The organism is Nonomuraea bangladeshensis (assembly GCF_039529455.1).
Classification (GTDB): Bacteria; Actinomycetota; Actinomycetes; order Streptosporangiales; family Streptosporangiaceae; genus Nonomuraea; species Nonomuraea bangladeshensis.
Map to the genome: position 1 here is coordinate 260,401 of NZ_BAAAMV010000009.1, position 21,065 is coordinate 281,465.

General features: G+C 73.9%; 14 protein-coding genes. 10 read left to right on the forward strand and 4 right to left on the reverse strand.

The window, feature by feature from the left end:
• Positions 1-77 precede the first annotated feature (77 nt).
• A complete protein-coding gene (locus ABD292_RS30525; RefSeq protein WP_344213337.1) occupies positions 78-1,643 on the forward strand; it encodes a cellulase family glycosylhydrolase in 1,566 nt (521 codons plus the stop codon).
• A 4-nt stretch (positions 1,644-1,647) separates the two neighbouring features.
• Here the strand turns inward: ABD292_RS30525 and ABD292_RS30530 are convergent, their stop codons facing one another.
• Entirely contained in the window at positions 1,648-4,125 is a 2,478-nt protein-coding gene (locus ABD292_RS30530) for a M28 family peptidase (RefSeq protein ID WP_344213339.1), read from the reverse strand.
• A 170-nt stretch (positions 4,126-4,295) separates the two neighbouring features.
• Between ABD292_RS30530 and ABD292_RS30535 the strand changes: the two genes are divergently transcribed.
• The 5 genes from ABD292_RS30535 to ABD292_RS30555 all read left to right on the forward strand — a co-directional run bounded on the left by ABD292_RS30535 (position 4,296) and on the right by ABD292_RS30555 (position 11,976).
• A complete protein-coding gene (locus ABD292_RS30535; protein ID WP_344213341.1) occupies positions 4,296-5,777 on the forward strand; it encodes an AAA family ATPase in 1,482 nt (493 codons plus the stop codon).
• Positions 5,771-6,964 (forward strand): tetratricopeptide repeat protein, encoded by a 1,194-nt coding sequence (locus tag ABD292_RS30540; RefSeq protein ID WP_344213343.1) that lies wholly within the window; start codon positions 5,771-5,773, stop codon positions 6,962-6,964. The genes ABD292_RS30535 and ABD292_RS30540 overlap by 7 nt, the downstream gene beginning before the upstream one ends.
• A gap of 7 nt (positions 6,965-6,971) precedes the next feature.
• A complete protein-coding gene (locus ABD292_RS30545; RefSeq protein ID WP_344213345.1) occupies positions 6,972-10,157 on the forward strand; it encodes an AfsR/SARP family transcriptional regulator in 3,186 nt (1,061 codons plus the stop codon).
• 67 nt (positions 10,158-10,224) lie between these two features.
• Positions 10,225-11,367, forward strand: coding sequence for an FAD-dependent monooxygenase (locus ABD292_RS30550; RefSeq protein WP_344213347.1), 1,143 nt, complete (start codon positions 10,225-10,227; stop codon positions 11,365-11,367).
• Between the two features lie 33 nt (positions 11,368-11,400).
• The gene (locus tag ABD292_RS30555; RefSeq protein WP_344213349.1) at positions 11,401-11,976 is read left to right on the forward strand and encodes a hypothetical protein; all 576 of its coding nucleotides are present in this window, start codon (positions 11,401-11,403) and stop codon (positions 11,974-11,976) included.
• On the opposite strand, the gene ABD292_RS30560 is transcribed toward ABD292_RS30555, so the two are convergent.
• A complete protein-coding gene (locus tag ABD292_RS30560; RefSeq protein WP_344213351.1) occupies positions 11,966-12,784 on the reverse strand; it encodes an SAM-dependent methyltransferase in 819 nt (272 codons plus the stop codon). The genes ABD292_RS30555 and ABD292_RS30560 overlap by 11 nt on opposite strands.
• A gap of 204 nt (positions 12,785-12,988) precedes the next feature.
• Here ABD292_RS30560 and ABD292_RS30565 point away from each other — a divergent pair, with 204 nt between their 5' ends.
• Positions 12,989-13,168, forward strand: a complete 180-nt coding sequence (locus tag ABD292_RS30565) for a hypothetical protein (protein WP_344213353.1) — start codon at positions 12,989-12,991, stop codon at positions 13,166-13,168.
• A gap of 8 nt (positions 13,169-13,176) precedes the next feature.
• On the opposite strand, the gene ABD292_RS30570 is transcribed toward ABD292_RS30565, so the two are convergent.
• The gene (locus tag ABD292_RS30570; protein ID WP_344213355.1) at positions 13,177-13,962 is read right to left on the reverse strand and encodes an N-acetylmuramoyl-L-alanine amidase; all 786 of its coding nucleotides are present in this window, start codon (positions 13,960-13,962) and stop codon (positions 13,177-13,179) included.
• Positions 13,963-14,051: 89 nt separating this feature from the next.
• Between ABD292_RS30570 and ABD292_RS30575 the strand changes: the two genes are divergently transcribed.
• Complete coding sequence (locus ABD292_RS30575; RefSeq protein WP_344213357.1) at positions 14,052-15,410, forward strand: N,N-dimethylformamidase beta subunit family domain-containing protein; 1,359 nt, start codon at positions 14,052-14,054, stop codon at positions 15,408-15,410.
• Here ABD292_RS30575 and ABD292_RS30580 read toward each other — a convergent pair whose 3' ends face one another.
• On the reverse strand, positions 15,411-17,069 hold the full coding sequence (locus ABD292_RS30580) for a carbamoyltransferase family protein (RefSeq protein ID WP_344213359.1): 1,659 nt from the start codon (positions 17,067-17,069) through the stop codon (positions 15,411-15,413).
• Positions 17,070-17,237: 168 nt separating this feature from the next.
• On the opposite strand from ABD292_RS30580, the gene ABD292_RS30585 reads away from it, so the two are divergent.
• The gene (locus tag ABD292_RS30585) at positions 17,238-18,383 is read left to right on the forward strand and encodes an alkaline phosphatase PhoX (RefSeq protein WP_344213361.1); all 1,146 of its coding nucleotides are present in this window, start codon (positions 17,238-17,240) and stop codon (positions 18,381-18,383) included.
• Positions 18,384-18,505: 122 nt separating this feature from the next.
• Positions 18,506-21,034 (forward strand): glycoside hydrolase family 9 protein, encoded by a 2,529-nt coding sequence (locus ABD292_RS30590; RefSeq protein ID WP_344213362.1) that lies wholly within the window; start codon positions 18,506-18,508, stop codon positions 21,032-21,034.
• The last annotated feature ends 31 nt before the right edge of the window (positions 21,035-21,065 follow it).

The window sequence follows — 21,065 nt, forward strand, 5'->3', positions numbered from 1 at the left end:
CGGGCATGCGCATTGACGGTCGGCGAGGACGGTGGCGAGCATGACGGCCGCGTTCCCCTCCTCGAAAGGGCACCCCCATGCACTTGTCCAAGGTGGCGACGTCCGCCCTGGCCGCGCTCGTGGCGGGCGCGGCGGTGACGGTCGCGCTGACCACGGCCGCTCCCGCCGGAGCGGCCGCCGGCACCGGCACCGGCTACCTCCGCACCAGCGGCAACAAGATCGTCGACAGTACGGGCGCGACCGTGCGCCTGACCGGCATCAACTGGTTCGGGATGGAGACCGACAACAAGACCTTCCACGGCCTGTGGTCGAGCAATCCGTGGAAGAGCCAGATCGACCTGATGGCCCGGCTCGGCTACAACACGCTGCGGGTGCCGTACTCGAACGACGCGCTGAAGCCCGGGGCCGCGGCCACCGGCGTCAACGACTACGTCAACCCCGACCTGGTCGGCCTGTCGCCGATGCAGATCCTGGACAAGGTCGTCGACTACGCGGGCACCAAGGGCATGCGGATCATCCTCGACCGCCACCGCCCGACCTCGGCCGGCCAGTCGCCCCTCTGGTACGTCCCCGCCACCCCGGAGACCACCTGGATCAACGACTGGAAGGCCCTCGCCCAGCACTACGCGGGCAACCCCACGGTCATCGGCGCCGACCTGCACAACGAGCCGCACGCGCAGGGCACCAACCCGAACGCCACCGGCGCCTGCTGGGGCTGCGGCGACCAGTCCCGCGACTGGCGGCTCGCCGCCGAGCGGGCGGGGAACGCCGTCCTGTCCGTCAACCCCAACTGGCTGATCTTCGTCGAGGGCGTCAGCTGCCCGAGCGGCGGCGAGCCCAACATCTGGGACGGCGACCCGAGCAACGACGAGGACTGCGGCTGGTGGGGCGGCAACCTGTCCAAGGCCGGCCAGTTCCCGGTGCGGCTGAACGTGGCCAACCGCCTGGTCTACTCCCCCCACGAGTACGCCACCTCGGTCTACCACCAGAGCTGGTTCGACGACCCCGCCTACCCGGCGAACATGCCCGCCATCTGGGACAAGTACTGGGGCTACCTCTACAAGCAGAACATCGCACCGATCATGCTGGGCGAGTTCGGCACCACGCTGGCCTCGAACGTCGACAAGATCTGGCTCCAGGAGCTCATGAAGTACATGGGCACCGGGGTCAACGGGATGTCGTTCACGTACTGGTCGTGGAACCCGAACTCCGGTGACACCGGTGGCATCGTCAACGACGACTGGACCACCATCAACCAGGCCAAGCAGGACATCCTGCAGCCGTACCTGATCCCGCCGGTCGGCGGCCCCACGAGCTCGCCGTCGGGCACGCCGACCGAGGTGCCGCCCGGCGAGTGCACCGTCGCCTACCGGCAGGTGAACTCCTGGCAGGGCGGCTTCCAGGGCGAGGTCACCGTCAAGAACACCGGCTCCTCGCCCATCAACGGCTGGAGCGCCACCTGGACGTACCCGTCGGGCGTCACGCTGGTCAACGGATGGAACGCGGTCGTCACCCAGTCCGGCACGACGTGGACGGCGAAGGGGCCCGACTACGCCCGTACGCTCGCGCCCGGCGCGTCCGTGGTGGTCGGCTTCACCGCCAACGGGCCGGCGGGCGCCCCGCAGAACGCCGCCTGCTCCTGACCGGTCAGACAGTGTAGGTACGGGTGATCGCGATCAGCTCGCCGTCCTCCCGGGTGGCCGCCACCAGCTCCGGTGGCCTGGGCACGAAGCCGGGCACGGCGGCCAGGCCGTCCGTCTCGGCGATCGCGGTGATCCGTACCTTGTCGGCGCCCTGGACGCGCAGGGTGATCCGGGCCCCCGCGTCCGGCAGGCCGCGGAAGCGGACCTCGCCCGGCCAGGTGTTGGCCCGCGTCCCGGCGACGCGTACGGTCACCGGGGCCGTCCCGGCGGTGACCGCCGTCGCCTCGGTGATCGGGCGCTCGATCCTGAGCGTGAGCGAACGGGCGGCCCGGCCCGCGCCCACGCGCAGCTCGACGCGGTCGCCGTCGCGGCGCAGCACGGTCAGGCGGGGCCCTGCGGCCCGGTCCAGGGTGGGGGCGGGGCCGGTCCACAGCGTGGTGCCGCGCGCGTAGCCGGGGGGCAGCGGCGTGCGGTCGCGGCCGGTGACGTACCTCCTGGTCCAGGCCGGCGGCTCCGGGTCGGCGCTGACCCAGCGCGCGGCGCCGGTGCCGGCGTCCATGACGTACGCCAGGTGGGTGCGGGCGGGGTGGCGGGCGTCTAACCGGTCACCGGCCAGACCGGCGGCGACCAGCACGGGAACGAGCAAGGCGACGAGCGCGAGACCGAGAGCGCCCACCGGCGCCCCGGCCGGTCCCCCGGCACGCCCGCCCGCCTCGGGCCGGCCCAGCCCTCGGGCACGCGCATCAGCCTCGGGCCGACCCAGCCCGTGGGCACGAGCATCAGCCTCGGGGAGGCCCAGCCCCCGGGCGCGGGCATCACCCTCGGGCAGGCCCAGCCCCCGAGCCCGTGCGCGGGCGCTCGGTCCGGGCAGGCACAGCTCGGCGACGGGCAGGAGCAGGAGTCCGAGCAGCGCCGTCACCAGCGCCGCCGCGCCGCCGAGCGCCAGCCCCATCCCGTCGAAGACGTTCTTGGCCAGCCCGGACAGCAGCATCGCGGCCGGCACCGCGCCGAGCGTCAGCGCCGCCGCCGCGACGAGCGGCCGACCCACCGAAAGCGCCACGAGACCGCCGACGGCGCAGCACAGCGCGGGCAGCGCGAACACGAACGACGCCCCAGGCGCGACGGCGGCGCACAGCACGCCGAACGCCGCCGCCCAGGCGAGTCCGCCGACCGCGAGCGCGGCCGGGCCCAGCCGCCGTCGCAGGAGCAGGTACCAGCCGAGCACCACGAGCGCGGTCTGCGCCACCACGGCCGCGCGGAAGGCGTCCGGCCGGTGCAGCAGCCCGCCCATCCCGTCGTACGCGGGCCGCCAGGCCACCAGCAGCTCCCACAACCCTTGGGCCAGCAGCGCGGACACCACGAGCGGCACGAGCCCCGACACCGCCGCCACGACCAGCCGCGGCACGCTGAGCAGCCGCCTGCGCCGGGCCACGACCGCGAGCCCCGCGACGGCCGCGGCGGCGAGCCCCGCGAGCGGCCACACCAGCGCGTCCGGATAGGTGATCAGGACGCCGAAGAGACGGAAGTAGGTGGCGTCGTGGTCGGTGCGCAACGCGGGCAGGTCGGCCGCGCCGAGCGCGCGGGTCAGCGCCAGCATGGTGGAGCCGTGGTGCTGCAGGCTGCCCTGGTCCAGGTTGGCGAGGGAGTCGCCGGCCGTGTGGTAGTGCGAGGAGCGCTGGATGTAGGCGAAGTTCAGCCCCGCGAAGCCGGCCGCCGTGAGCGGGGTGAAGTCGGTGTTGTTGGGCAGCAACCGGTACACCGCCGCCATCGTGGAGTCGCCGCGCGGGCGTGGCGCGGCGGCGGCGTACGCCTCCACCAGCCCGGCGCTGCCCCGCGAGGTCTCGAACATCAGCGACGGTCCTGAGACGCCTCTCGCCTCCCAGTTCAGCAGCACGCCTCCGGCCCGGCCGAGCGGGTGCTCCCTGACGAACGCCTCGGCGCCGAGCACGCCGTCCTCCTCGCCGTCGGTCATGAGCAGCACGAGGTCGTTGCGGAGCGGCGCGTCGCCGAGCGCCCGTACGGTCTCCAGCATGGCGGCCACGGCGGCGGCGTCGTCGGAGACCCCGGGGCCCATCGCCGCCGAGTCGTAGTGGGCGGCGACCACGACCGTGCCCGTCGGGTCGTGGCCACGCCGGGTGGCGACGATGTTGTGCACCAGCCCGAACGAGGCGAGCCCGGTGGAGGCGTTCGCGCCCACGGCCCGCTGCACCTCGACATCAAGCCCGGCCGCGCGCAACTGGGCCACCAGGTAGGTCCTGGCCCGTTCGGCCGCCGCGCCGCCGATGGGGCGCGGCTCGGTGGCGAAGCGCTCCAGATGGGTACGGGCCCGCGCGGCGCTGAACTCGCCGGACGCGGCGGAGGCGGGCAGTGGCTGCATCGTGCTGTCGGTCATCGCGGCCAGCAGGACGGCGCACGCCAGCACCAGTGCCGCGCCGAGGCCCGCCACGGCCCGGCGTGGGACGTCGATCAACTTTCCGATCATGTCCGGGGACGCTACGGACTGGGCCCCTGCCGCCGGAATGATGCGGATGCCCGGATCTACCTGTGGTTTTCCTCAGGCTCGCGGGAAGCGGACACGCCGCTCCGATCGACTTCGATAGCCTGCCTAGTCCCGTACAGAAGTGATGTTCTGCGACAGAAGGGACCGGGACTGTGCTCGAAGACGCCGGCCTCCAGGCGCTCCGGGAGGCGGCGCGCCTGTCCCCGGACAACCTCCCGCTCCGGCGGCACCTCGGCGAGCAACTGCTGGCCAAGGGGCACCTCGCCGATGCCGAGACGGAGCTCCGGGCCGCGCTCATGCTCGCTCCCCGGGACCCGGACGTGACGGCTTCGCTGGCGGAGACGTTCGTACGGCGGGGCTCGTACGGCGAGGCGCTGGCGGCGCTGGAGCCGTTCCTCGCGACGCCCGGCTACCCGCCGCGCCTCGGCGTCGTCGCGGCCCGCGCCCTGCTCGGCGAGGGCGACTTCGGCCGCGCCGCCTACCGCTACTACGACGCCGTCACCCGTGACCCGTCCTCCGCCGACCCGGAGGTCGCCACCGCCCTCGCCCTCCCCGCCGCACCCACCCCGGCCCCGGCCCCTGCACCCCCGCCCGCACCCACCCCGGCCCCGGCCCCTGCACCCCCGCCCGCCCCCACCCCGTCTCCGGCCCCTGCGCCCCCGCCCGCCCCCTCCCCCGCAGGACCGCCCGCCTCCTCCCTTGGGGCGGGGGCGGGCGGCGGGTACCCGGCGACAGCCGCAGGGCCGGGGGACGGGCCGGCGGAGGTGGAGCGGGCGCGGACGACGTTCGCCGACGTGGCCGGGATGGATGCCGTCAAGGAGTCCCTGCGCGTCAAGCTCCTCCTCCCCCTCCAGCAGCCCGAGCTCTTCGCCGCCTACGGAAAGCGCGCCGGCGGCGGCGTCCTGCTGTACGGCCCGCCGGGCGCGGGCAAGACCCACCTGGCCAGGGCGGCGGCCGGCGAGCTGGGGGCGGCGTTCATCAGCGTCGGCCTGGCCGACATCCTGGACATGTACATCGGCTCCAGCGAGCGCAACCTGCGCGCCACGTTCGACCTGGCCCGCCGCAACCGCCCGTGCGTGCTGTTCTTCGACGAGGTGGACGCCCTCGCCGCCCGCCGCTCCGACGCCCGCAACACCCACAATCGGCAGATCGTCAACCAGTTCCTCGCCGAGCTGGACGGCGTGGACCAGAACGCCAACGACGGCGTGCTCGTCCTCGCCGCCACGAACGCCCCCTGGTACATCGACGTGGCCTTCCGCCGCCCCGGCCGCTTCGACCAGCTCGTGTTCGTGCCGCCGCCGGACGCGGGCGCCCGCGCCGCCATCCTGCGCATCCTCTGCCGCGACAAGCCGGTGGCGGACCTGGACTTCGACGCGGTGGCGCGGGCCACCGAGCACATGGTGGGCGCGGATCTGAAGGGCGTGGTGGACCGGGCGGTGGAGGTGAAGCTGCACGAGTCGATGCGGGCCGGCCACCCGATCCCGATGACCACCATGGACCTGCTGGCCGCCGCCAAGGCCGCCCGCCCCACCGCCGTACGGGAGTGGATGGCGACGGCCCGCAACTACGTCCTGCACTCCAACGAGTCCGGCGCCTGGGACGACCTGCTGCCCTGGGTCAAGGGCAAATGGTGAAAGTCGGCGAGTCCCTGGAGCGGGCGCGGACGCTGCTGAGGCTGAGCCGCCCCGCCGACGCCGAGCGGGAGCTGCGCGGCGTCCTCGCCGCCGAGCCCGAGCAGGAGACCGCCCACTGCCTGCTGGCCCTCGCCCTCATCGGCCAGGGCAAGGCCGGGGAGGCCGCCGAGGAGGCGCGCGAGGGCGTCAGGCTGGCTCCCGGCCACTGGTTCCCGCACTACGTCGCCGGCCAGGTCCACTACCGCTCGGGCCGGCCCGACGACGCGGTGCGGGCCGGGGAGACGGCGCTCGCGCACGCCCCCGAGCAGGCGGCGGTGTGGGAGCTGCTGGCCCGCGCCCACTCGGCCGCGGGCCGGTGGCGGCAGATGGCGGACGCGGCCCGCGGCGGGCTGGCCGTCGATCCCGAGGACGCGGATCTGGCCTCGCTGCTGTCGATCGCGCACACCTGTCTCGGCGAGGCCGAGCCGGCCCGCACGACGGCCGCGTACGCGCTCCGGATCGACCCCGAGAGCACCACCGCTCACCTGGCGGCCGGCCGGGCGGCGCTCGCCTTCGGCGATCCGAGGGCCGCGGCCGGGCACTTCCGCGAGGTGCTCCACCTCGATCCCGGTTTCGGCCCGGCCAGGGACCTGCTGGCCGAGGCGCTGAAGCAGCGCAACCCGCTGCAGCGCAAGCTGTCGGAGCTGCGGCGGCGGCACCGGGGCGGCCTGCGGCTGCTGCTCCTGCTGCCGGCGGTCCCGCCGCTGATCGCGGTGTTCGTGCTCATCGCCCTGATGCACTGGGTGGCCTGGGTCTTCGAGGCGGTGACGGTGCTGCGGCTGGCTCGCGCGCGGGCGACCCGGCTGCTGTTCGAGGGGGCGGAGGGCCGGGTCGCGGGTCTCTGCTGCGCGCTGCTGGCCGCCGGCGTCGCGACGCTCGCGCTCGGCGTCGCCCTGGGCGCGGAGGCGGTGGGCATGGCGGGCGCGGCGGTCATGGCCCTGGTCACGCCGGTGCAGGAGGCGGCGCACACGGGCGCGCCGAACGGCCGCGCCACCCTGTACGTCTGGACGTTCCTGCTGGCGGCAGCCGCCGTCGTCGCGGCGGCGGCCGGCGTGCCGACGCTCGCGCTGCTCACCGTGTACGCGGCCCTCGGCACGATCTGGCCGGCCGCCTGGGTGCGCCGCGCCACGGCGGCCCCGCCAGCCTGACCCTCGCATGCGCGACAATCGGGACGTGCAGTTCGGCATCCTGGGCCCGCTCACGGTCCGCGCGGCAGACGGCCGGGAGGTCGCCGTCGGCGGCCTGCGCCCGCGTGCCCTGCTCGCCCTGCTGCTCCTCGACGCCGGCCGCACGGTGAGCGTCGAACGCCTCATCGACGGCCAGTACGGCGACGACCCGCCCGCCGGCGCCGCCAACGCCGTCCAGGCCCAGGTCTCCCGCCTGCGGCGGGCCCTGCCCGACCGGCTGATCGAGTTCCACGGCGCCGGCTACCGGCTGGCCGTCGAGCGGGAGGACGTCGACGCCCACCGCTTCGAACGCCTCGCCCGCGAGGGGCGGCGGCTGCTCGCCGCCGGGCTGTCCGCGCAGGCGGCGGCCGTCCTCGGGGACGCCCTGGAGCTGTGGCGGGGCCCGGCGCTTGCCGACGTCCTCGACGCGCCGCTCGCCGCCGCGCAGGCGCGGCGGCTGGAGGAGCTGCGCCTGTCGGCGCGGGAGGACCTGCTGGCCGCCGAGCTGGCGCTGCCCGAGGCCAGCCCGGTGGGGGCGCTGCGGGAGCTGGTGGCCGCCCACCCGCTGCGCGAACGGGCGCGCGGGCTGCTCATGCGCGCCCTGCACGCCGCCGGACGGCAGGCCGAGGCCCTGGCCGTGTACGACGAGACGCGGCGGCTGCTCGCCGACGAGCTCGGCGCGGACCCGTCGGCCGAGCTGGCCGCCCTGCACCTGGAGATCCTGCGCGGCTCCGCCGCCGGTCCTGCCGCGGTGGCGCGGACCCGGCCGCCGACGCCGTTCACCAGCTTCGTGGGGCGCGAGGACGAGCTGGCCAGGATCCGCTCCCTGGCGGAGGCCCGGCTGGTGACGATCGTCGGCCCCGGCGGCACCGGCAAGACCCGCCTCGCCGTCGAGGCCACCACGGACGGGCGGCGGGAGGTCTGCTTCGTGGACCTTTCTCTCGTGGACGGCGACTCCGGCGGGCAGGTGGCGGCGGCCGTGCTCGGGGCGCTCGGCCTGCGCGAGCCCGCGCTGCGCGCCCCCGAGGCCGGAGGGGCGGGCGACGCCGCCGGGCGCGTGGTGGCCGCGCTGTCGGAGCAGGAGCTGACCCTCGTCCTCGACAACTGCGAGCACGTCGTCGCCGGGGCCGCCGCGCTGGCCCGCCGGCTGCTCACTTCCTGCCCCCGCCTGACCGTCCTCGCCACCAGCAGGGAGCCGCTGAACATCACCGGCGAGCACCTCGTCCCGCTCGCCCCGCTGCCCGATCCGCTCGCCGTCCGGCTGTTCGCCGACCGGGCCTCGGCCGTCCGCCAGGGGTTCGCGCTCGGCCCTGACAACCTCGACGCGGTACGCGGGATCTGCGCCGCGCTCGACGGCCTGCCGCTGGCGATCGAGCTGGCGGCGGCCCGGACGCGTACGTTCGGCGTCGCCGAGATCGCCGCCCGCCTGGCCGAGCACGGCCGCTTCGCGCTCCTGTCGCGCGGCGACCGCACCGCCGCGGCCCGCCACCGTACGCTGCACGGGGTCGTCGAGTGGAGCTGGAGCCTGCTCGCCGAGGAGGAGCAGGAGCTGGCCAGGCGGTTCGCGGTGTTCGCGGGCGGCGCGCGGCTGGAGGCGGTCGAGGCCGTCTGCGGGGCGGACGCCGCCGAGCCGCTGGCCGGCCTGGTGGACAAGTCGTTCGTGGAGACCGACGGCGAGCGCTACCAGATGCTGGAGACGATCCGGCTGTTCTGCGCCGGCCGGCTGGCCGAGGCGGGCGAGGAGGAACGGCTGCGCCGCGCCCACGCCGCCTGGTTCCTGGAGCTGGCCCGGCGCGCCGACGACCACCTCTACCGGGCCGAACAGCTCGACTGGCTGGCCCGGCTGTCGGCCGACGACGCGAACCTGCGGGCGGCGCTGCGCTGGAGCGTGGAGCACGACCCGGCGACGGCGGCGCGGCTGGTGGCGGCGCTGGCCATGTACTGGTGGCTGAGCGGGCGGCGCGGGCAGGCCATCGCGCCCGCGACCCGCCTGCTCGACACGCTGGGGGCCGAGCCGCCCGCCGAGCTGGCCGAGGAGTACGTGCTCACCGTGCTGCACGCCGTGCCCGACGCCGGATCGCCGCACTGGGAACGCGCGCGGGCCGCCGCCGGGTCGCTCGGGCGGCCGATGCGCTGCCGGTTGGGGCCCGCGCTGTGGGGCATGGTCGCCGGGCCGCCGGACGACGACGGCGGCGAGCACTGGCCGCCGCTCCTCTCCGCCGACCCGTGGAGCCGGGCGCTGGGCCGGCTGAGCGAGGCGCTCATCCTGGTGCTGCGGGGCAGGATCGGGGCCGCCGAGCGGGAGCTGGAGAGCGTGCTGACCGACTTCGGCGCGGTGGGCGAGCGCTGGGGGAAGGCGCAGGCGCTCGACTGGCTGGCGCTGATCACGAGCTGGCGCGGCGACCGGGCGCGGGCCATGCACCTCTGGCAGGACGCGGTGGGGCTGCTGGAGGAACTCGGCGCGGCGGAGGAGCTGGTGGACGTCCTCTGCCGGCGCGCCGAGGCCCGCTGCCGCGCGGACGACCCGGGGGGCGCGCGCGCCGACTGCGAACGCGCGGCGGAGCTGACCCGCCGTACGGGCCGGCCCGCCCTGATGGCCACGATCCACCTGGTCGTCGCCGAGATCACCCGCATCGAGCACACCCACCTCCCGCCGAAGGAGGACGGGGTGGCGTGGGTCGGCGAGGTGGCCGAACGGCTGGACGCCGCGCTGGAGATCGTGCAGGGGAGCTGGGCCTTCACCGCGTCCGGGATCAGGTCGCAGGTGCTGACGGCGCTCGCGCGGCTCGCGGAGGCGCGGGGGGACGCGGCGGAGGCGGCGCGCAGGCACGGCGAGGCGCTGGCCGCCGCGCTCGGCTCCCCGATGACCGCCGACCTCGCCGCCGTCGCCGAGGGCCTGGCCGGCCACGCCCTGCTCCCCGCCCAGGAAAACACGGCCCAGGAAACCACGGCCCAGCAAACCACGGCCGAGGACGCCGCGCGGGCGGGGCTGCTGCTCGGGGTGGGGGCGGCGCTCCGGGGGATCGCCGTCGCGGGCGACCCCGACGTGGCCGCCACCGCCGCCCGCGCCAGCGCCGTCCTCGGGCCGGACGGCTTCGCGGCCGCGTACGCCAAGGGCGCCGCCATGGGACGAGCCGAAGCCCGGGAAGCCCTGACCGCGCAGCACCCGGGCTGACAGGCAGGCGCGGGGCTGTCAGCCGGTGGTCGCCGGGTTGTCAGCGCAGGTCGCGAGGCTGCTGGACATGAAGAACCTCACCATTCTCATCTCCGGCGCCAGCATCGCCGGCCCCGCGCTCGCCCACTGGCTGATCAGGTACGGCTGCTCCGTCACGGTCGTCGAGAAGGCCCCGGCGCTGCGCCCCGGCGGCCAGGCGGTCGACTTCAAGGGCGAGACCCACCGCACGGTCCTGTCCCGGATGGGCATCCTGGACGACGTGCGCAAGCTCCAGACCGGCGGCACCGACCAGCTCCTCGTCGACGCCGAGGGCCGCACGCTCGCGGTCATGCCCGGCGAGTTCACCGGCGGCGAGCTGGAGATCAAGCGCGGCGACCTGGCCAGGCTGCTCCACGAGCGCACCGCCCCCGCCTGCGAGTACGTCTTCGGCGACTCGATCACCTCGCTGACCGAGACCCCGGACGGCGTGCACGTGACCTTCGAGCGCACCGCGCCCCGCACGTTCGACCTGGTGGTGGGCGCGGACGGCATCCACTCCAACGTCCGCCGCCTCGCCTTCGGCCCGGAGTCCGACTTCGTGCGCTTCCTCGGCCACTACTACGCGCTGGTCGACCTGGACCAGGACTTCGGCCCGGTCGGGCGGATGTACAACGAGCCGGGCAGGATGGCGGCCGTCGGCGGGCCGAAGGCGCCGGCGTTCTTCGTCTTCGCCTCCGAGCCGCTCGACTACGACCGCTACGACGCCGGGCAGCAGAAGGACCTCCTGGCGCGGGCGTACGCGGGCATGGGCTGGCGGGTGCCGGAGGTGCTGGCGGCGGTGCGGCGCTCGCCGAGTGTGTACCTGGACTCGATCAGCCAGGTCCGGATCGACCGGTACAGCCGGGGCCGGGTGGTGCTGCTGGGCGACGCGGCGTACGGCGACACGCTGGGCGGTTTCGGCACCGGCCTGGCCGTCGTGGGCGCGTACGTGCTGGCGGGCGAGCTGGCGGCGGCGGGCGGCGACCATCGGGCGGCGTTCGACGCGTACGAGCGCGTCTTCCGCCCGTACGCCAAGATCTCCGAGAACGGCAACGCCGGCCCCTTCCTCGCACCCGGGAGCCCGTCGCGGATCCGGATGCGGAACTGGATGTTCAAGTACCGCTTCCTCCTCGCTTGGATGATGAAGATGACCGACAAGTTCGCGACCGACATCGAGCTCAAGACGTACTGAACTTTTGTGATCAGCAGGACATCCAACCCGGGCATGAACAGAAACCGGCACCTCGCGGCCCTGTCCGCCGCCGTGCTCGCCGCGACCGTGATCGCCGCCCCCGCCGCCGGGGCGGCCACCCGTCCCTCCTGCCCGACGCCGTCGAAGGCGGAGGTCAAGCGCGCGAACAGCTCGGACGTCGACCGGCCCGCCAGGAGGTCCAACGCGATCAAGGGCGTCCGCGTCGAGGTCCTGCCGCGCGGCTTCACGCACGGGCAGGTCGAGGTGAGCCGCCACGACGGCCTCACCGAGTACGGCTACCAGTGGTCCGACAACCGCGACGACGTGGACCTCAAGCACCGCTGGCTGTGGGTGCGCGTGGTCTGCAAGCCCGGCCTGCGCGGGCTGAACGCGCTGAAGAAGGCCCCGCTCCGGCTCGGCACGTTCTCGGGGGACGTGCGGACCGCAAAGATCGGCGACCGTAAGGTGCTCACCATGAAGGGCGACGGCGCGCTCGGCCACGGCCGTTACGTCGGCTGGGTGGAGCGCGACGGCGTCGCCGTCACCGTCATGGCCTCCGAGCCGCTCGTCCCCGACCTCAGCAGGATCGTCGCGGGGATCAGGCTTTGACCCGGCCCACCCCGGCCGCGAAGAGCAGGCGGGGCACCCCGTCGATGAGCGGGACCTCCTGATCGTCCGGGCCGAGGCGCCACTCGTGGACCGGCACCAGCCCCGGCCCGATGAGCTCGAACCCCTCGAAGAGTGACAGCACCTCCTCATGGGTGCGGAACCCGGCCTGGGCCGAGGTGCCGTCGGTGGACGCGCGCAGCCGGCCGACGGCCTGCGCGTCGCTCTCCGCCAGCGCGTGGGAGAGCACCAGGTGGCTGCCCGGCGCCATGCGGTCCCTGAAGGCGGCCACGATGCCCGCCGGGTCCTCGTCGTCCATGACGTAGTGCAGCACGCCCACCATCAGCACGCACACCGGCCGGTCGAAGTCGATCAGCTCGGTGACCTCGGGGCTGTCGAGGATGTCGGCGGGCCTGCGCAGGTCGGCTTGGAGGGCGGCGAGGCCGGGCGCGTCGGCCAGCAGCACCTGGGCGTGCAGGCCCACCACGGGGTCGTTGTCGACGTAGACCACCCGGCAGCCGGGATGCACCTGGCGCACGGTCTCGTGGATGCTGGGCGAGGTGGGGATGCCGGTGCCCAGGTCGAGGAACTGCCGGACGCCCTGCTCGGCGAGGTGGCGGACGGCCTCGATCTGGAAGTGGCGGCTGGCCCGGGCGACGAGCCGGGTGTCGGGGGCGACCGCGAGCAGTTTCTCGGCGACCTCGCGATCGACGGCGAGGTTGTCCTTGCCGCCCAGGAGATAGTCGTACACGCGGGCCGAACTCGGCACCGTCGGGTCGACACCGGGCGGAAGGCGTTCTAAGTCGGTCACGGGAAGGCCGTCTCCTTAGCCACGCGGCAACGTGAGCGCCATCCTACTCAACGGACCCGACTTTCTTCCGTCCGAAGCCCGAGTCAGGAAGTCCGGTGAGAAATTGGTCCGGATGGCCGATGCGGTGACGGGGTTCGCCTGTGCATCCTGGGGGGAGAAGGGTCCGGCGGGGGCCGGTCCCTCTCGGAGAGGAGTCACGAGGGCATGGACTACGCGGCAGGCCGCCCCACCGTGATCTTGGACAACGGAGTCGTCGGCCGGGTCATGCTGGCCCACCCCTCGCGGCGCGACCTCGTGCTCGTGCTCGGCATGAACGGAACCCTGCTCAGCGTGCAGCTCGACGACATCGCGTGCGTGGTGGGCGGCGAACCGCTCTGTCACTGACGCGGTGATCACGTCAGGAAGTCGCGCAGGCCGGTGGCGAGTGAGGTCGCCATGCGCTGCCGGAAGGCTGGGCTGGACATCTTGCGGGCGTCGCCCGGGTTGCGCATGTTGCCGCACTCGATGAAGACCGCCGGCCGGGTCGACAGGTTGAGGCCGCCGAGGTCCGTACGGGTCTGGAGGCCGTCCTTGGCGGTGTAGTTCGCGTAGGGGATGCCGGTGCCGGCGCGGTAGGCGTCGCGTACGGCGTGGCCGAGCCGCCGCGACGGCTCGATCACCTCATCGTTGTGGCCCGGCAGCAGGCCCGGCATGATCACGTGGAAGCCGTGCCCCCGGGGCGCGGCCCCGTCGCCGTGGATGGACAGCACCGCGTCCGCCCGCGCCTCGTTGCCGATGGCCGCCCGCTCGGTGACGCACGGGCCGACGCCCTTGTCGTTCGGCCGGGTGAGGACGACCTTGGCGCCCATGCGTTCGAGCATCGGCTTGAGCCGGCCGGCGAGGTCCCAGGTGAAGGCGTGCTCGGGGTAGCCGGCGTCGGTCTCGGTGCCGGTCGTGTTGCACGGCTTGGTGCCGTTGATCACGTCGACCAGACGGTTGATCTGCTCCGGGTGGGAGGCGTTGCCGCCGTTGTGCCCGGGGTCGAGGACGACCGTCTTGCCCCGCAGCGGGGCCGCCGGGGATGTGGGGGCCGGCGAGGCGGGCGAGGCCGCCTCGGGCGCGGCGGCGGGCGCGGCCGGGCCGCCGCACGCGGTGGAGAGCGCGGCCGAGAGCGTGAGTGTCACCAGGTACGCGCGCATGCGGCCGACGCTACCGGCCTCGGCGCGGCAAACCCAATACATACGCTGACCTGCTATTTCGTGTCGTACGACCGGGTAGTCCCAGCGATGTGATCAGGGGTTACGTGGAGCAGCCGAGCCCTCGCGCGGGCGGGACGCTGACCTTGCGGGCGGCGACGGACGCGCCGCGTTTCCGCGTGGAGCTCCACCGGTGCGGCGACGGGCTGACGCTGTCGGCGAAGTCGCCGTGGCTGCCCGGCGCGGACGCGCCGCCGCACCTGCCCGCGCACGACTGGGGCCGCGACGGGACCGGCCCCCGTGGCGAGCCGCTGCCGGCTTGGCCCGGCCACGAGCTGCCCGCGCCGGCCGAGCCAGGGGTGTACGTGGCGGTGCTGGTCGAGGGCGACGACGACGGCGACCGCACGGACCCGGACCGTACGACGCCCGACGGGCGGGAGGCGAGGGCGCTCTTCGTGGTGCGCCCGGCGGTCCCGTCCGCCCGGATCCTCTACAAGCTGCCGCTGTTCACCTACCACGCCTACAACGTCTCCGGCGGCTGGTGCCTCTACGACCATGCGGACGTCCCGGGCGATCCGGCGCCGGGGGTGTCGCTGCACCGGCCGGGCGGCGGCACCGGCGCCACCCCCTACGACGTGACGAACTTCGACCCGTACGACCCGACGCCGCGCCAGACGTTCGTCCACTGGGACGGCCGCTTCGTGGCCTGGCTGGCCGGCCGCGGCTACCGGGTGGACTACTGCACGGACCTCGACCTGCACCGGGACGGCGAGGAGCTGCTGGGGCCGTACCGGCTGCTGGTGAGCGCGGGGCACGACGAGTACTGGAGCGACGCCATGCGCGCCGCCGTGTCCCGGCACGTGGCGGCCGGGCGGAACGTGGCCTTCTTCGGCGGCAACACCTGCTGGTGGCGGATCGCCTTTCGCGACGCGGTCACCTTCGAGCGGACCGGGTTCTGGCACGAGCACGGCCAGCCGGAGAACGAGCTGACCGGCGTCAGCTTCCGCAACGGCGGCGAGCGCGACCGCGACGAGCATCCCGAGCCGGTCGGCTTCCGCGTCCAGCACGCCGATCACTGGGTGTACGCGGGCACGGGGCTGCGTGACGGCGACGTGTTCGGGCGGGAGGAGTGCCTGGTGGGCTACGAGTGCGACGGGGCCGCGTTCGACCGGGCCGCCGGGCCGCCCTACGTGCCCACCGGGGCGGACGGCACCCCGGCCGGGTTCACCATCCTGGCGGTGGGCGACTGCGCGGCGGCCGGCTGGGGGTTCGGCAACGGTGCCGCCACGATGGGCCTGCACGCCACGCACGGCACCGTGTTCACCGGCGCGACCACTGACTGGCCGCGCGGGCTGGAGAGCTCGGCGGCGGTCGCGCGCATCACCGCGAACGTGCTCGACCGCCTCGGCGAGCCGCCGCCCAGCCGTCTTCCTGATCAGTCGTCTTCCTGATCAGTCCGTCTTCCTGATCAGGTACGGCGGCATCACCAGCGCGTGCATGCCGGTCGTGCGCAGCGTGTCGATCGAGTGCTCGGGCGTCTCGGTGAGTGGCCGGCCTGGACCGTTCAGCGAGGTGTTGATCAGCACGGGCATGCCGGTCCGCGCGTACCAGCGGGTGAGCAGCGCGTGCAGGAACGGCGTGCGCTCGGGCTCCACCGTCTGCAGCCGGGCGGTGCCGTCCACGTGCGTGACCCCGGGCAGCAGCTCGCGGAACTCGGGGCGGACGTCGGCGGCGTACTGCATGAAAGGGGCGGGCCGGTCCACGTCGAAGAAGCGCTGGGCGTGCTCGGCGAGCACCAGCGGGGCCAGTGGCCGGAACCACTCGCGGCCCTTGACCTCGTAGTTGATGTAGTCCTGGATGTCGGGCCTGCGCGGGTCGCCGATGATGCTGCGGTTGCCGAGCGCGCGCGGCCCCGACTCGCTGCGGCCCTGGTGCAGGCCCACGACCCGGCCGTCCTCCAGCAGCGCCACCATCGCGGCGATCAGGTCCTCCGGCTGCTCGGCCACCAGGCCGTCGGGCAGGCTGCCGACGGCCGCGGCGATCTCGCTCTCGTCGGGGTCGGGGCCGAGGAAGTCGTCGCGCCAGCGCCACCGGCCGCGTACGCCGAGCACGGCCTCCAGCCCGTAGAGGGCACAGCCGATCGCGGTGCCGCCGTCGTGCGGGCTCGGCGGGACGAAGACCTCGCGGAACGGCCCCCGCCTGATGAGCAGGCCGTTGGCCGAGCAGTTGAGCGCCGTGCCGCCGGCGAAGGCCAGGTTGTCCAGGCCGGTCCTCGCGTGCAGCCACTCCGCGAGGGCGGCCAGGGCGTTCTCGAAGGCGCGCTGGCCGGCGGCGGCCAGGTTCGCCGAGCGGCGGAACGGCTCGCCGCCCGGCTCGTAGATGAACTCCTCGCGCCGGGCGAACAGCTCGGTCCACGCGGACGGGATCAGCACCTCGTGCCCGCGCACGTCGAGGCCGGGCAGGCCGAGCGCGTCCGGGTCCCCGTACGGGGCCAGGCCCATGACCTTGCCCTCGTTGCCCTCGCCCTCGGGCCAGAGCGCCTTGGTGAGGAGGGCGTAGAAGCAGCCGAGCCCGGCCGGATCGGCCCAGTCGCCGTGCCAGAGCTGCTTGGCCAGGCATTCGACGCCGTCGCGGGTGCACCGGTAGAAGGAAGCGACCTCCAGCAGGTCGCCGGAGGCGCCGGGCGGCGGCGTGTACGGCTCGGTGAAGCGCCGGACCGGGCTCCCCTGGTTGTCCACCACCAGCCCGGCCGCCTGCTCGAACGGCGACGGGTGGAAGGCGCTGTAGAGGTGGCTCAGGTGGTGCGAGACCTGGACGATCCTGGCGTCCTCCTTGAGGCTCAGGCTCTCGCGCAGCTCCTCGTGGTAGTCCTCCAGGTTCTCGATCTCGGCGTCGGAGGAGTACCCCTCGACCACGAGGTCCACCGGCTCCTTGAGCAGCGGCATCGCCGGCAGGTAGCGGTCGGGCAGGTCGCCGAGCCGGCCCCAGTGGTGCTTGCGCCGGGTGATGCGCTCCTTCTGCAGGCTGTACATGCCCGTGTCGCCGACCGCGACGGCGATGGACCCGTCCTGGGTGCGGTTGATCCCGACGACGATAGGGAAATCGGCCATCTCCGGTGCCTCCTGGGTGTGATCACGGCACCCGTACCCGAGGCCAGGACAAGTGGATCTCTCAAGGGCGTAAGAGACCCGTCAGCGTCAGAACTGGGTCTACGCAGGGGACGGACCGGCGTCTACTGTCGGGTGCGGTACGGAGCCCCCCGAGTGGATGGAGCGAGGATGCAACGCCGCACCTTCTTACGTGCCCTCTCGACCGGCCTCGGCGCCGTGGCCTTCTCCGGCGCGGTGTGGCACGACGCCGCCGCCTCGGTGGCCGCCGTCTCGGCGGGCCCGAGCCCGTACGGGCCGCTCGGCGCGCCCGACGCGAACGGCATGGCGCTGCCCGCCGGGTTCACCGGCCGGATCGTGGCGAGGACCGGCCGCGTCGTCGGCGGGACGCTCTGGCACCCGGCGCCCGACGGCGGCGCCTGCTTCCCCGACGGCACCGGCTGGATCTACGTCTCCAACTCCGAGGTGCCGCTGGTCGGCGGGGCCTCGGCCATCAAGTTCCGGGCCGACGGCTCGATCGACCGGGCCTACCGCATCCTCAGCGGCACCACGCTCAACTGCGCGGGCGGCGCGACCCCCTGGAACACCTGGCTGTCGTGCGAGGAGGTCTTCCGCGGCCGGGTGTACGAGACCGACCCGTACGGCGTCCGCTCCGCCCAGCCGCGCCCCGCCATGGGCCGCTTCAAGCACGAGGCCGCCGCCTGCGACCCCGACCACCGGGTGGTCTATCTCACCGAGGACGAGTCCGACGGCTGCTTCTACCGTTTCACCCCCACCACCTGGGGCGACCTGTCCAGCGGCCGGCTCGACGTGCTCTGCGGCGCGGGCGGCGACGCCGTCGAGTGGCGTCCGGTGCCCGACCCCGGGCCCGCCGTGCTGGAGACCCAGACCAGGCACCAGGTCTCCGCCGCCCGCCACTTCAGCGGCGGCGAGGGCTGCCACTACGCGGGCGGGATCTGCTACTTCACCGCCAAGGGCGACAGGAAGGTGTGGGCGTACGACGTGGCCCGCTCGACCGTCACGGCCGTCTACGACGGCGGCGGGACGCTCGACGGCGTGGACAACATCACCGGGCGGCCCTCCGGCGACCTCTACGTGGCCGAGGACGGCGGCAACATGGAGATCAACATCATCACCCCGGACGGGGTCGTGGCGCCGATCATGCGGCTCGACGGGCAGGCCAAGTCGGAGATCACCGGGCCCGCGTTCTCGCCCGACGGCACCCGGCTCTACTTCTCCTCCCAGCGCGGCACCAGCGGCGAGACGGCGGGGACGGGCGGCATTACCTACGAGGTGACAGGCCCCTTCCGGCGCTGACGGCGGACGCCGGGTGATGAAAGTTTCACCGTTCTGAATCATGGGTGGTGCGGGGCCGTTGACGCGGCCCCACCGGCCCTTCAGGATTGGGAGCGCTCCCAACTCCCCCCTAAAGGACCTCCATGCCCCGATGCCGGGCCGCCTTACTGGCCCTCCTCACCATGGTCGCCCTGTCCCCCGCGACGTCCGCTCACGCCGCCGACGAGGGACCCGAGCAGATCGTGAACGGCACCTTCGACACCGGCACCGCCCCCTGGTGGAGCACCGGCAACGTGACGCCCGTCGTCCAGGACGGCCGCCTGTGCGCCGACATCCCCGGCGGCACGGCCAACCCCTGGGACGTCATCATCGGCCAGAACGACCTCCCGCTGGTCGAGGGCGAGACGTACGCCTTCGGGTTCTTCGCCACCGCCACCCCGGCCAAGGTCGGCCGCGCCCTGATCCAGCTCCCCGTGGACCCGTGGACGCAGTATCTGTCGGCCGCCCCTGAGATGAGCGTCTCGGGCAACGACTACTCCTACACCTTCACCGCCCCCGTGTCGCTGCCGAACGCGCAGGTGGCGTTCCAGCTGGGCGGCAGCGCCGAGCCCTGGAGGTTCTGCATGGACGACGTGTCGCTGAAGGGCGGCGCGGAACCCGAGGTCTACGAGCCGGACACCGGGCCCCGCGTCCGCGTGAACATGCTCGGCTACCTGCCCTCGGGCCCCAAGAGGGCCACCGTGGTCACCGCCGCCACGGCCGCGCTGGACTGGGAGCTCAAGAACGCCGCCAACGAGACCGTCGCCAAGGGCAGGACCACCCCCAGGGGTGTGGACGCCAGCTCCGGCCAGAACGTCCACACGCTCGACTTCGGCTCCTACCGCAAGGCCGGTGAGGGCTACACGATCACCGCCGACGGCGAGACGAGCCGCCCGTTCGACATCGCCGCCGACCTCTACGATCAGCTCCCGACCGACGCGCTGAAGTTCTACTACACCCAGCGCAGCGGCATCGAGATCCTGGGCAGCCTGCGCCCCGGCTACGCCCGCCCGGCCGGCCACCTCGGCGTCGCGCCCAACCAGGGCGACGTGAGCGTCCCCTGCCAGCCCGGCGTCTGCGACTACTCGCTCGACGTCAGAGGCGGCTGGTACGACGCCGGCGACCACGGCAAGTACGTCGTCAACGGCGGCATCTCCGTCCACCAGCTCATGTCCGCCTACGAGCGCGACCGGGCGGCCTTCAAGGATGGCCAGCTCGCGATCCCGGAGAGCGGCAACGGCCGCCCCGACATCCTGGACGAAGCCCGCTGGGAGCAGGAGTTCCTGCTGAGCATGCAGGTGCCGGACGGCAAGCCGCTGGCCGGCATGGCCCACCACAAGATCCACGACCGGGCCTGGACCGGGCTGCCGCTGCTGCCGCACCTCGATCCGCAGCCGCGCGAGCTGCACCCGCCGTCCACGGCCGCGACGCTGAACCTGGCCGCGACGGCGGCGCAGGCGGCCCGGCTGTTCGCGCCGTACGACGCCGCCTTCGCGGCCCGTAACCTGACGGCGGCCCGCAAGGCGTGGGCGGCGGCCAAGGCCGAGCCCGCCAGGTACGCCGACCCGGCCGACGGCACCGGCGGCGGCGCCTACAACGACGCCGACGTCAGCGACGAGTTCTACTGGGCGGCGGCGGAGCTCTACATCACGACCGGCGAGAAGGAGTTCAGGGACTTCGTCCTGGCCTCGCCGCACCACACCGCCGACATCTGGCGCGATCGCGGCTTCGACTGGGGCAACACGGCCCAGCTCGGCCGCCTCGACCTGGCGACGGTGCCCAACGCGCTGCCCGACCGGGCGCAGGTGCGGAAGTCGGTGGTCCTGGGGGCCGAGAAGTATCTGGCGATCCAGCGGGCGCACCCGTACGGGCTGCCTTACAACCCGCCGGACTACGACTGGGGCTCCAACAACCTGGTGCTGAACAACCTGGTCGTCCTGGCCACCGCCTACGACCTGACCGGTGAGGAGAAGTACCGCGGCGCCGTCCGCGAGGGCATGGACTACATCCTGGGCCGCAACGCGCTCAACCAGTCGTACGTGACCGGCTACGGCGAGGTCGCCTCGAAGAACCAGCACAGCCGCTGGTACGCCCACCAGCTCGACCCCGCGCTGCCCAACCCGCCGCGCGGCACCCTGGCCGGCGGCCCGAACTCCGCCATCCAGGACCCCGTCGCGCAGCGCCTGCTCCAGGGCTGCAAGCCGCAGTTCTGCTACATCGACCACATCGAGTCGTGGGCGACGAACGAGCTGACCATCAACTGGAACTCCCCGCTGGCCTGGGTCTCGGCGTTCCTGGCCGACAGGGGCGAGCGCGTGGACTGCCGGGTCGTCTACACGGCGCACGGCTCGTGGCCGAGCGGGTTCACCACGCAGGTCGTGATCGAGAACACCGGCAGGCAGGCGGTGGACGGCTGGACCCTGCGCTGGTCGTTCCCGGCCGGCCAGCAGGCAGGGAACGTCTGGGGCGCGACGTTGTCGCAGTCGGGCGCGGTGGTGACGGCCAAGGCGCTGGACTGGAACAGCAAGATCGCGCCCGGACAGCGGGTGACGTTCGGGTTCAACGGCACGAACCCCTCCGGCCCGAACCAGGCGCCCGAGGTGTTCCACCTCAACGGGGCACGCTGCCGATAGATCGTGAGAGATCCCCTGGGCGCGTTGCGGA